Origin of the sequence: uncultured Phascolarctobacterium sp. (assembly GCF_937920985.1) — a bacterium.
Lineage (GTDB): Bacteria > Bacillota > Negativicutes > Acidaminococcales > Acidaminococcaceae > Phascolarctobacterium_A.
Genome location: NZ_CALDXR010000005.1, coordinates 1 through 12,759, shown reverse-complemented (window position 1 = coordinate 12,759; position 12,759 = coordinate 1). Strand labels below are relative to the sequence as shown.

Genomic DNA, 12,759 nt, shown 5'->3' with positions numbered 1-12,759 from the left:
GCTTTTCGCTGGAAACGCTGTACCAGATTGCTGATGCGTTGTAGATTGAGGCTGAGCTGTTGTTGAAGGATGAAATGTAGAAGTCTATAATTAAAGCAAAATGTGTATAGTTGTTTAGAAGAAAAGAGGGATATTTTTATGGCTTTACAGCAGGATTATCTAAAGTGTATTGAGAAGCTTGCAGAAATTAAAGAACTTTATAGTTATCCGGATTTTGATGCAGATTTAAAAAGATTTAGGGAGCGGCTATTAGATAAAGAGTTTCGTATTGCTGTTGTAGGTGAGTTTAGTTCGGGAAAGTCTACGTTTATTAATGCTATTTTGGGTAAAGACATTCTTAATCATGCGACAACAGAAACGACAGCAGTTGTTACTAGAATCATTAATGTTCCAGAAAATGACACCAGAGTAAATAAGGGAAATGTGTATTTTAAGAATGGTAAAATATTAACATTAGATAATTTCTCTAAACTTAAAGAATATACAACAACCTTGAGCGTTAACTATAAAGTTGTAGATGAAATTGAACGCGTTGATATATTTGTTCCAACTTTTAATAGTAGTGCTGATGTCATTATTTTAGATACTCCTGGCCTCAACGGAATGACAGACGGGCATCGTGAGATAACGATTGATATTATTAAGAGAGCACATGCATGTATTTATTTGCTGCAAAAGCGCGGATTAACAGAAACGGATATTACTTTCATTAAATATCTGCTGAATTACCAAAGAAATTTTATTTTTATTCAGAATTTTATTGATGAACTTAGGAGTGATGAAGGAGAAACAGCAGAAGAAAAAGTTTTAGAACAGAAAAAGCTTCTGGAAAAGAATATATTTGCTGAACAAAAAAATGCTAAATTTTCCATTTGTGGTATTTCTGCTTTATTGAAGCTTGCGAGTGCAGATTTTGATATTCCGAGACTGTATACAAGTAGTACACATGACTTGACAGAAGCAGAACGAAAAGATCTTGCACAAAAGTCTAGGTTTGATTCTTTTGAAAAGATAATGGAAGCTCAATTTAAGGAAGAAAATTTAACCTCTTTACAATATGGGGATACTGCTTGGGCAATTAATAATTGGCTGCAAGAGCTTTTGAAATATATAGAGCTAGAGCACAAGCATGCAGAAGATGTGTTGAAAGAAGCTCAAGAGCAAAGCTCTATAAAACGATTAGAGTTGTTAAAAAATAAAATAAATAATAATATTCCGAAGCATAAAAAGTATTTGGAAAACTACATTGTAGATAAAGTAAGGTATATCAGCAAAGATAACTTAAAAAATATAGAAGATAGTATTAATAGAATACTGAGAGAAACATTTGCTAAGATAAATAGCTGTAAAAAAATAAATGAATTAGATAAGGTAAATGAGGAACTGACGAATAATATAAATAATAGTCTTGATTTACTTAATTCTGAAGTTATTACTAATTTAAAAAATAGCTTTGGTGCCTTATACCAAATTGTCTTAGCCCAAGTATCCGAGTATAGTGGCATAAAATGCAAAGATTTTCCTAAGCTGGAAATATACAATGAAAGAAGCAAGCTTAGTTATAATAATGTCATTAATGACAGGGCTCATAGATTGCAGAGGCAATTAGAAGAAAGTAGGGAAGCAGAGTTTAGCCTTCAGGTAGAACAAGAGAGAATAGAGAGGGATACTATCGATGCTGCCAAAGAAGTAAATTATTGTAGGCAAGAATTAGCTGATAGAAAGAAAAAAAAGCAAGATGATTTAAACAGGTTGGGAAGAAGGCCTGATAAGAGAGAATATGAGGAAGAATACACCTATTATAGAGATAGAACAGGCTTTGGTTCTTCTATAACAAATTGGCTTTTGGGACAAAAGAAATGTACTGGTTATCGTACTGTACAGGATGATAGTGCAGGAAAGGCGTGGGATGCAAAAAAACAAGAAATATTGAATATTGCTATAAAAGCTATTGATCGGATAACAAGCCAAAAAGGTGCTGCAGAAAGAAGACTTACGCGACTTAGCAAAGAGAAAGAATCTCAAGGTGCAATTTTAGCAAGAATAGCTAAGGAAATAGAAGAATTGAATCGCCAACTGGAGATTCAAAAAGCTACAGATGAGCTTGCTATGAAAAAAGCAGAAAGAGAATATCTTTATAATCGCATAAAAAATATGGAAGACCATGTTAAAAAGTATTTTGATGAAATAGCGAGTCGGCAAATACAGGATAATATGGATAATGAATTAAAGAATCAACGAAAGAAGCTTATTGCTTGGGCCTTAGAAAGATATAGGGAGGCTGTTCAGCAAAAGCTTTCGTGGGTTGAACAATGTAAACTAGAAAAAGCACCAGAATTACAATCATCAATAAGTAATCTAAAGTCTGTAATAGAAAAAATAAATGAAATTATTAAAAATACGAGGTGTAAAAATGTATAACTATTTACAAGATTACAATAAACGCAAACAAATAGTAGTGGATTATATTAATAGAACCATAGATGTATTAATAAAACAGGGGAAAAGTGAATCTGCAGATAATTTGAAGAAGTTAGTAGATAATGTGGAAAAAGGGTTATTTAGCATTGTGCTGGTAGGTGAATTTAGCGCTGGAAAATCTACTTTTTTAAATGCTCTGATGGGAATGCGTATACTGCCGTCTTTTACAAGTGAAACTACGGCTACCGTTAATTTTTTACGTCATTCTACAGAAGCACCTAATGGAGAAGCAGGAATTGTTTACTATAATGATGGTCATCAAGAAGTGCTTAAAGAGCTAACTCTGGATAGTGTTGCTAATGTTGTTAGTACGAAAAGCAATATGGGAAAGGAGGGCGTTGCGCTTTCTGTAGATCATGTTGATCTTTTTTTGGAGTCTGAGTATTTAAAAAATGGCATCATGCTAGTAGATAGCCCGGGTTTAAATGGTATAGCTGCTAACCATTTGGAAATCACTCGTAGGCAGATTGAGAAGTCACATGCAGCTATATTTATGTTTAGTGCAGATCATCCAGGTTCTAAAAGTGATTTTGAACATTTGGAAGAGTTAAGGAGCAAGTCGAAAAACATATTTTTTGTGTTGAATAAAATAAATGTAATCAATCCTTCTGAAAATGTTACTGTTGAAAGTGTAATAAATGATTTAAAGGATAGCTATCATAAAAAATTTCCTGAGGAAAATGAGATTCCCGAAATATGGCCTGTAGCAGCTAACGCAGCCCTGGCTGCCAGAGATAAAAACTACCAATATCAAAATGGTGAAGTAGTAACAACTAAGGCTAGACGCTCTGAACTTGAAGAAATCTCTAAGATGAAGGCTTTTGAAGACAGACTTATGGAATATCTTACAACTGGAGAACGCACACGTGACCAGCTGCTTGAGCCGGTAAATAAGTCTATAGAATCACTTAAACGTCTTAAGGATACTTTAGACGATGAAAAACAGGGCCTTAGCAATAAAGAAATAGCAGAAGATTTTTTGAAAGAAAAGGAGGCTGTAGAGAAGCAGCAAAAGGAATTGGAACGCAATAAAAAGAGTATATTAGAGCCTATTCGCGGAGAAATAGTTGCATCTATTAGTCGTATGAAAAATGCTATCGGTAGCAATATTGAGAGGATTCAAGAAAATATTAGTGACGAAATCAAGCTATTGGATGATCCGGAGGAGTTGTGTAATTTTGCTGATGATTTAGAAGATATTCTTGATAGAAAATATAGGCATTTAATTAGAAATATTCAAGATGATGTATACAGTGAGATTCTTGAAATAGCTCAGAATAAATGCTATGACTATTTATCTGACTTAGATCAAAAGTTTAATGCTATACACGATGCATCTTTAGATATTAATTTAAATAAGCGTTTTGAAATTAAAGAAATAAATATATCTGCTAATATTCAGAGCTTTAACAATCAAATAGAAGAGCTTGAAGCTGAAATAGCTAAAATCAATAATGGGACAGAAGATTTACAGCAGAAAATATCCGCAACAAGCCGTAAGGAATCATTAATAGATGACTTAAAGAGTAGAAAGCGGGAACTGCAAGAGCGAAGAAATTATATTATTGATAACTTCCCTATTCCTCCTAAAGAAATAAGCTACGGAACAGAAGAGTATTATCGAGATAGAAAAGGTGTGTTTGGTGTTATTGTTAAAGTTTTTTGTGGAAAAAAGAAGGATACTCAAACAGTGAAGCGCATATACAGTGAAGCACATGATAATGCAATTGAGGAAAGAGATGGTAAAATCGAAATAATTAATAGAGAATTAGAAGAAATAAATATAGAACTTACTAAAATTAATAATCCGGAATTGGATAGCAGTTATTTTAGAAGCTTGCTTGAAAGAAATGACAAGCAAAAAGATGCTTTGTTCGAAAAAATTCAAGATTTAAACGAAAAAATTCAAGATAACATAAATGCCAGTTCTAAGAAAGAATGCAGGTTGCTAAAGAAGCAAATCAAAAAATATGTTGAGGAACGTAGTGATGATTTGGAGAATTTGTTAAAAAAAGTATTAGACGGACAAAAAAATAAGTATCTAGAAGCTGTTAAGGAAATCGTTGCTAGAAGCATTGATAACGAATTGACTGAGTGCGAAGAAAGGCTTGCTCATATTGTTAACGTTATTCATACTAATGGAAAGGACAGAGATAACAGACTCAAGGAAATAGAGACTTCTTTGGAGGAGATTGGCAAATTGATGGAAGCGGGGATTGATTTAAAAACTGAGTTGCAAAGCAGCCTTCAAGGATATATTAGACAAAGTAGCATTATAGGAGGGAAATACTGATACCATGGAAAATTTGGATTTCAATACGTTAATAGAGACAGCACAATATCTTGATTGCGCCAGAGATAGGGAAGTATTGGAGAATATGAAAGCGGTTTACGAAAGCGGAGAATATTTTGTCGCTTTTGTGGGGCAGTTTTCTGCTGGCAAATCCTATCTCATTAACAATATCATTGGAAGAGCTATTTTACCTCAGGGGACAATGGAAACTACGCCTTTGCTGACATATATACGCTATGGAAAGCAGGAAAAAGCGATAGTGGTTTCTACAAATGGCAGTAAGCAGGAGATCAATATAGAAGAAGTGGCTGATATTATTCAAAAGGGTAATGAATCTGCCTATAATATTAAGGATTTAGAGCATATAGAAATCTTTGTAGATAGCGACATGCTAAAGTCAGGCTTAATTTTACTGGATACTCCTGGTGTAAATACTTTGATAGAACGCCATGAACAATTATTGGCACAATCTTTAATTTTAGCTTCAAGGATTGTGTATGTTACTGGTAATGCTCCGTCTAAAGTAGATATAGAAAAGCTTAGCTATATGCAGGAGCATGGATTTAATCTGGCGTTCGTTCGAACTCATTGCGATTTGGTTAATACTGCCGAGGAAAGCATCAATGAATTAATTGCCAATGATGTACATATATTGCAGCAGGAGAAAATTTGTATTGGTGCTATTTTCCACGTATCTAATATTCCAGGAGCTTCTAGGTATGATAATATAACTTCAATACAAGATGTATTAAAGAATTTAGGAAGCGATGTAGAAAAATACCGCTTAAAAGATTTTGCATATCAATTGGCGTTTTTTAAGCAGAAATATAGTAAAAGATTATCAGAAGCTGTTTTGAACCTGCAATTAAAGCAGAGAAATGCATTAGATGAAATTAATAGAAAAAAACAAGATGCCGAGAATAGATTGGATTGGTTAAAGCAGAAATGTGATACTGAGCGGAGCAACTTACAGGAGCAAGTTGCAGCAGATGTAAGAAGATTAAAAAAATCTTACCGCAACGCCATTGAAGGCTATGTTGATAGTGCAGCAGCTGAAATTTCTGAAGCTAGAGATATTGACAATGTCAATGAAATGAAAGCCCTTTTGAGCAGATTACAACATCAGACAGCAGCGCAGGCTATTAATTACCTTAATAGCAATGTTACGCCTCTTTTGGCAGATATTAATAAAAATGAGGTTTTTACAACAGCTGATATGGAGAATCTGGAAGTTCCTGAAATAGATAATATGGATGAACTTGTTGCTTGCAGGAATGATGAATTGGTTAATTTAAAAAATAACCTTTCAAATATTTGCGATGCCAAGGAAACATTAGCTTTTAATATTCAACAGGCCGAAAACTCACCTGAATATTTGGAGTTAGTAAACTCTTTAAAAGAATTGAATAAACAGCTTCAAGAGATTAGGGCTGAGGATTCTGCACTTGGTGAGTATATTCCTGAGATGATACAGGTTATGCCTGAAGGCATGCAGCCATCTGATGTAGGTAAGTTTGTAGGTAATATAGCAGATTGGGCTATGATTTTACTGCCATCAGGTGCTCTAACTAAATCTGGAAAAGTCACTAAATATATGGGGAAGCTCGTTGGTGTGACGGAAAAGGCTTCGAAAATTATTCAAAAAGGTAAAGGTACTGCTGATATATTGAATAAGCTAGGAAATATGGGCAAGGTATATGCAACTAAAAGAAGAATTGTAAAGGCAACAAAGATTATTGAAACTGGCAGAAATATCTCTAACCAGATCAGACAAAATGATACTACAGGGATGCTTGATTATCTTACGTTAGAATATTGGGGACAAAAATTAGGCAGTTGCTTTGATGCTCCTCCCAGGTTGGAGGAAAATTTAGAGTATCGCAGTATTTATATGCGTCAAAAAGAAGAGCTGAGAAAAAATATGCTAGCAGTTCAACAGAAGGCCTATGAAGAAAAATGTCAGCTTGGACTGTTCAGAAATGAACAGGCGAAGCAAAAAGCATATATGGAAAGTTTATGCGTAGATGAAAAACGGCTTGAAGAGCAAATAGCAGGTAAAGAAGCAGCTATTAAAAAAGAAGCTAAAAATGCAGCTTTAAAAAAATGGCGTGAAAATACAAGAATTTTATTTGAAAAATCTATGTTGGCAACGTTGCCTGATTTAATAGAAGACTATCTGGATTCTGTAACCGATATGGTAGAGTTGTATGTGAATAAGAAGCTGGAGTCAAAAATGCTTTTAATCAGTAAAGAGCAAAATAAATTAGAGGAGATTTTGCTGCTTAGTCCGGAAGAGGTAGCTGTGAAGCTTCAAGCTGCTTTAGAGCTTAAGTCGAGATTGGATAATAACAATGAAACAGAAATGTGTTAAGTATTTGGAGCAATGGCTTTTCGTTGGAGATAATTCTCGCTATGTTTTTTTGAAATGGCTGCTGGAAAACGTTTCTTTACAGCCGATAAGCACTCTGTCCAAACATAATATTGTGTTAAAATATGGCTTTAAATCAGAGGTTCACGCAGATAAGGACAAGTTGTTTTTTCAATGTTCTAAAACACTGCCTTGTACATATATATATTTTCCAGCAGAGAATTTTGAGATGGAGGAAATAGACGTTAAAAATATCATATTTTTTGAAGAAGCACCTTTCTGCAGGGAGTCTACATATAAAAAAATAGAAGAGCTTAGACGAAAATATCAAGGCAGTCATATTTGTATAGCTATTATGGATTTGCCACGGAATCAAGCTTATTCAGATCTTTTAAAGGCTGGCGAGGATGTTCAACAGGCAAAGAGAAAGTATTCTGATTTAGGGTATTCTATTATTACTGTAACCAGTGCTAATGATATTGCTAAAGTTTTTGGATGGAAGGAAGCTTCGTTATTGTATTGGCAGCAGCAGCTTGTCAGGGATATGGATGCATTTGCAGAAGGTATAAAAGATCTGGAGGCAGACTTTGAGTTTATACTTGAAGATTTAAGATTTGATGACGGAATCTTATCCATAAAATTTAAGGATGCCTTGACTAGCTATAGCTTATTTGCGATGGCAGTACATTTGAAAAAACCAATATGGCAGTATTTTTCTATGCTAGCTGAAGAGAAACTGTTTCCTGCTACCAAGAAGGGGGGAGTATATGAGTTTATAGACATCTATCTTGAAAAAATGGATGACAGCAAATTGTGTTTTTGCGATAAAGACACGGAGATAAATTTGGCTGCTGATAAGCTTAGGAGCTGCTATAGAAAAAAATTTAAGAATTCACGTTTTACAAAAGTTTCTATAGGCAGGTGCTTAACGGAAGCAGAATATAATAAGGCTGTAAATGATAAAGGCAACGAGTTATATGGTATGCGGGCAGAATTTACTGTTCTATTTAACAGCTTTGTCGAAAATGACATAACTGATATTTTAAGCAAAAGGCTGATGCAGAATTATAAAAGGATGAGAGGTTTATTAAATGAAAGGTAGTATTTTGTGTGCTGGAGCTTTGTTGGGCAGCATTTTTACGGTATATTCATTAGTGCATCCTATGGATGGAGTTTATGGTTATATTTTGGTTATCTTTTTATCAGCGGCTAGTAGTATATTTTTAAAGCTTGGAATTGATAATATTTATGCTGCTATCGAGAATCAAAATGAGCTTATGAAACAAGCTCTTTCGAATAAAGATGATGTCGTGAAGCTTGTTGATGAAAAAATAAAAGAAGTTTCTTCAAAACTACAGGAACAGCAAATACAAAGCAGTCAGAATAATGCTGCTGTTATGGAAAAGCTAACTTCTTTGATAGAATGTGTTCAAGAAGAAAGAAAGCAATGTGAAAATGCTAATCTGATTTTGCTTGAACGATTTAGTGGAATTGATCAAAAGCTGATTCAATCCAATAAACTTATCGCTAGCAAATTAGATGATCAGATTGGAATGGTAAATAAGATTAGGAGGGAAGTTGAGGATAAGTTCAATAAAAAATCCGATGCTATAAAACAAATCAGCGACCGCAACAAAGCTTCTTTGGATAGCATTGAGAGCCAGCTTAGTGTCTTGGATAAAATAAATGAAGTTGCTGGGAAATGTGCTAAAGAAATAAAGAGGCATAGAGATGAATTTGGTGATTTTATAGAAGATATTGAAGAAGACTGCGGACAATTGAGCGAAAATATTGAAAAAAGCTTGGCGGAAATTAAAACTCAAAATACTAATTACATCGAAGAATTGGAAGGGCTGCGCAAGCATTATACTAGTTTATCCGAAAAGGATATGGAAATTTTATCGAAGCTGAGTTTGGAATTGAAGTAGTATGGAGATATTTTATGCAAAATGTGGATGTAGAGTGTTGTGCCGTTAAGGCACTATTAGCAAAAATTGAAAAAAAATACTATACGAAAGAAAAGTTTTACGTAATTCTGCTTGCTGGAGATAAAAACGCTTATAAGAAAATAGAAATAGCTGATGCTGTTAAGCATATGGTAGATGTATGTCTGGTGTTTGGTGATAGTAAAAGAGCCTTGAAATATTTGCAGGTTTTATTGAAAATATATAAGAATATTTTTGATGATAAGAAGCTGAAAGTTTATTTTGAAGGCGTACATAGGTGTATTGCAAAATAGTTTATTGACTAACCTATGCAAAATACATTAATATTGAATGCAGACGAATATATTGCTTACTATGCAAGCGATTGGCTGCCATGCAAGTGGCGGCCTTTTTACATTTACAAAACTATTTATCAATACTGCTTGCGTAAATTCCTCCAAACGCCGTATAATAAATGAGAGTTTGAAAATCAGAGGTTTATATGAAGAAAAAATATCTATATTTACTTTTACGCGTGCTGGTCTATCTGTTGGTGCTGGGGGCAATTTTATATGGCCTGTACGAATCGCCGTATAACCCGCATCCGCACAGTGCTGAGGATATCCGCCGCTGGGTGGTGGGCTTCGGCGTGTGGGCACCGCTTATTTATGTGGCGGTGTATACCATTCGTCCGCTGCTTTTATTCCCGACGCTGCTTTTGAACCTGAGCGCAGGCGTGCTGTTCGGTCCCTGGTGGGGCATCTTATTCCTGCTTTTGGGTGGCTTTGGCTGTGCAAGCTTTTGCTATCTGTTGGGGCGCTTTGGCGGCGGTAATTGGCTGCTGCGTAATTTCGGCGGCAGCTGGGGTGAACGCCTGACGCATTATCTTGTAGGCAGCGGCAGCTTTAAGAAGATGATTGTTTTGCGTACAGTGCCGATTTTTCCTTATGATCCGGTGAGCATTATTGCCGGCAGTGTGCGCCTGCCGTTCAAGATTTATGCGGCAGCAACAGTTCTCGGCATGCTTCCGGGGGCAATTGCTTATAACTTTCTGGCAGATGCTTTTGGTACGACGCGCTTTTATGCGGCGCTGGCGGTGACGCTGCTGGCCTTTGGTATACCGCTCGTTTGGTGGCAGAAGAATTCTGCGGCTCAGGCATTGGGTAGCTTGAAAAATTTTGGTAAAGGCAGTGATGATAATGGCAAAGAATACAGAGATTGAATTGAAGCTTTTGCTTAGCAGAGAAGGCTTGGAGAAAATGCTGCAGCTGGACTTTATGCAGCAGGCCATGCGCCCCGGCAGCTACAAAAAACGCCGTCTGGTAAGCACCTATTATGATACAGAGGATATGGCACTGACGCAGCATGGTATTGCTTACCGCGTGCGCGATAAGGGCGACGGCAGCTTTGAGGCGACGGTAAAGACTTCTAAGCAGAGCAAGGATGGCTTGAGCGAGCGTCTGGAGCTGAACCTGCCGCTGCAGGAGTTCAAGCCTGAGCTGAATGGCTTTGCAGCGCTTGGACTTGGCTACGAGCTTAGCGAGCTTGCTCCGGCAGGTGTACATGCCTTGTTTACGGTTGACGTAGAGCGTATAACCTATATTCTGGATTACGACGGCGCTGTTATTGAGCTGGCAATTGATAAGGGTGCAATTCATTGCGGTGAGCAAAGCGACAGCATTGATGAGGTCGAATTTGAGCTTATGAGCGGCACTGTAGACGCGCTGTTGGAGCTTAAGGACAGAATTGCTTTACAGGTGGAGCTGCGTGCGGAGGAACGCAGCAAGTTTGCACGTGGCCTGGCACTTTTGCAGGCGAAATAAGGAGCAGGACGATGGCGGAATTATTACATTACCTGCATCAGCATAACGAACAGGACACTTCATTTGTCAATTATTATGGCTATGAGCAGGCACAAAAGGTCTGCCGTTTTCATAGCAGCTTCCCGGAGTATACGGTTACGCCCTTGGTGCGGCTGCAAAATCTGGCGCAGCTTTTTGGCGTTAAGGATATTTATGTTAAGGATGAAAGCTATCGCTTTGGCCTGAATGCCTTCAAGGTCTTGGGCGGCAGCTATGCTATTGCCTGCGAGCTGGCCAAACGTCTGCAGCTTCCGGTGGAGGAGCTTACCTACGCTAAGCTGATGGCGCCTGAGGTGAGACAAAAGCTGGGCGAGCTTACCTTTGTTACGGCAACAGATGGCAATCATGGCAGAGGCGTTGCCTGGACAGCTAACCGTCTGCAGCAGAAGGCTATCGTGTTGATGCCCAAGGGAACGGAACTGGCGCGTCTGGAGGCAATCAAAGCCTTTGGTGCTGAAGCATATATTACAGATGTTAATTATGATGACACTGTACGCCTGGCAAGACAGGTGGCTGCCGACTGCGGCGGTATCATGGTGCAGGATACGTCCTGGGAAGGCTACGAAGAGGTACCGCTGCACATTATGCAGGGCTACACTACTATGGGTTATGAAATAGTGCAGCAGCTGCAGGATGTGCGTCCGACGCATGTTTTTCTGCAGGCAGGCGTAGGCGCAATGGCCGGTGCTGTTGCTGCCTTTCTGGCTGATTATTATAAAGAAGCTAAACCGGTTATCACCATAGTAGAGCCTGAAAAGGCTGACTGCATTTTCAGGACAGCTAAGGCTGATGACGGAAGGCTTCATAATGTTACAGGCGATTTGGCTTCCATCATGGCCGGCCTGTGCTGTGGCGAACCCTGCAGCCTTGCCTGGGAGATGCTCCGGCGTTATGCAGATAATTTTGCTTCTATGCCGGATGAATTTGCTGCCTATGGCATGCGCGTGTTAGGCAATCCCTTAAGTGGTGATGCTGCTATTGTTTCCGGTGAAAGCGGCGCAGCAGGTCTGGGCTTTGCCCTGCTGGGCCGTAGTGACGCACAGGCCAATGCTCTTCTGCAGCTTGATGAAAGCTCTGTTGTGCTGTGCATTTCTACCGAAGGTGATACGGCGCCGGCGAAATACAGAAGCATTGTCTGGTCCGGAGACTATAGCCTGGATAAGCTTTCATGTGTAAAAAAATAGCTTAGTGATGTGGCTTACAGCTGTTTTGAAAAATAATGCAAATAAATTTAGGAAAAGCTGTTGACAAACTGGCCTAAATCCTGTATAATTCTTTTTGTCGCAAACGGATGGGTTCCCGAGTGGTTAAAGGGAGCAGACTGTAAATCTGCCGCGTTTCGCTTCGTTGGTTCGAATCCAACCCCATCCACCAACTTAATATCGCGGGGTGGAGCAGTTGGTAGCTCGTCGGGCTCATAACCCGAAGGTCGGTGGTTCAAGTCCGCCCCCCGCAACCAACTAAATATTGCTGATGTAGCTCAGTCGGCAGAGCGTATCCTTGGTAAGGATAAGGTCACCAGTTCAATCCTGGTCATCAGCTCCAAATGGCGGCGTAGCTCAGTTGGCTAGAGCATGCGGTTCATACCCGCAGTGTCCGCGGTTCAAATCCGTGCGCCGCCACCAATTAGCCACTAAACCTCATTTAAATAAATGAGGTTTTTTATTTTATTTGCTGCAAGCAGCAGGATTTTACTGCGAAAGAGCGAATATTATAAGATAGGTCTGGTAGACCTGCTATTTTTAAGTTGATGTATTGATTGGAGGAATTTCAAAAATGGCAAAAGCTAAATATGAAAGAACTAAACCGCATCTGAATATCGGCACCATC

Annotated in this window: 9 protein-coding genes and 4 tRNA genes; all 13 read left to right on the top strand. The window is 38.1% G+C overall.

Going from position 1 to position 12,759, the window contains the following annotated elements; translation table 11 throughout:
- Positions 1-138 precede the first annotated feature (138 nt).
- The 13 genes from Q0612_RS00640 (at position 139) to Q0612_RS00580 (ending at position 12,554) form a co-directional block, all read left to right on the top strand.
- Complete coding sequence (locus Q0612_RS00640) at positions 139-2,421, top strand: dynamin family protein (protein ID WP_298879437.1); 2,283 nt, start codon at positions 139-141, stop codon at positions 2,419-2,421.
- Positions 2,414-4,774, top strand: a complete 2,361-nt coding sequence (locus Q0612_RS00635) for a dynamin family protein (RefSeq protein WP_298879434.1) — start codon at positions 2,414-2,416, stop codon at positions 4,772-4,774. Before Q0612_RS00640 ends, Q0612_RS00635 begins: the two co-directional genes overlap by 8 nt.
- Positions 4,775-4,778: 4 nt before the next feature.
- Positions 4,779-7,145, top strand: coding sequence for a dynamin family protein (locus tag Q0612_RS00630; RefSeq protein WP_298879429.1), 2,367 nt, complete (start codon positions 4,779-4,781; stop codon positions 7,143-7,145).
- The gene (locus tag Q0612_RS00625) at positions 7,126-8,244 is read left to right on the top strand and encodes a hypothetical protein (protein ID WP_298879424.1); all 1,119 of its coding nucleotides are present in this window, start codon (positions 7,126-7,128) and stop codon (positions 8,242-8,244) included. Before Q0612_RS00630 ends, Q0612_RS00625 begins: the two co-directional genes overlap by 20 nt.
- On the top strand, positions 8,234-9,070 hold the full coding sequence (locus Q0612_RS00620) for a hypothetical protein (RefSeq protein ID WP_298879421.1): 837 nt from the start codon (positions 8,234-8,236) through the stop codon (positions 9,068-9,070). Before Q0612_RS00625 ends, Q0612_RS00620 begins: the two co-directional genes overlap by 11 nt.
- Before the next feature lie 14 nt (positions 9,071-9,084).
- Entirely contained in the window at positions 9,085-9,381 is a 297-nt protein-coding gene (locus Q0612_RS00615; RefSeq protein ID WP_298879418.1) for a hypothetical protein, read from the top strand.
- Positions 9,382-9,569: 188 nt separating this feature from the next.
- Positions 9,570-10,289 (top strand): TVP38/TMEM64 family protein, encoded by a 720-nt coding sequence (locus Q0612_RS00610; protein WP_298879415.1) that lies wholly within the window; start codon positions 9,570-9,572, stop codon positions 10,287-10,289.
- Positions 10,267-10,890 (top strand): CYTH domain-containing protein, encoded by a 624-nt coding sequence (locus tag Q0612_RS00605; protein ID WP_298879412.1) that lies wholly within the window; start codon positions 10,267-10,269, stop codon positions 10,888-10,890. Before Q0612_RS00610 ends, Q0612_RS00605 begins: the two co-directional genes overlap by 23 nt.
- An 11-nt stretch (positions 10,891-10,901) precedes the next feature.
- The gene (dpaL, locus tag Q0612_RS00600; RefSeq protein ID WP_298879410.1) at positions 10,902-12,113 is read left to right on the top strand and encodes a diaminopropionate ammonia-lyase; all 1,212 of its coding nucleotides are present in this window, start codon (positions 10,902-10,904) and stop codon (positions 12,111-12,113) included.
- 105 nt (positions 12,114-12,218) lie between these two features.
- Positions 12,219-12,303: transfer RNA gene (locus tag Q0612_RS00595), tRNA-Tyr, on the top strand.
- Positions 12,304-12,312: 9 nt separating this feature from the next.
- Positions 12,313-12,388: transfer RNA gene (locus Q0612_RS00590), tRNA-Met, on the top strand.
- Between the two features lie 10 nt (positions 12,389-12,398).
- Positions 12,399-12,474: transfer RNA gene (locus Q0612_RS00585), tRNA-Thr, on the top strand.
- Positions 12,475-12,477: 3 nt separating this feature from the next.
- Positions 12,478-12,554: transfer RNA gene (locus Q0612_RS00580), tRNA-Met, on the top strand.
- Positions 12,555-12,759 lie beyond the last annotated feature (205 nt).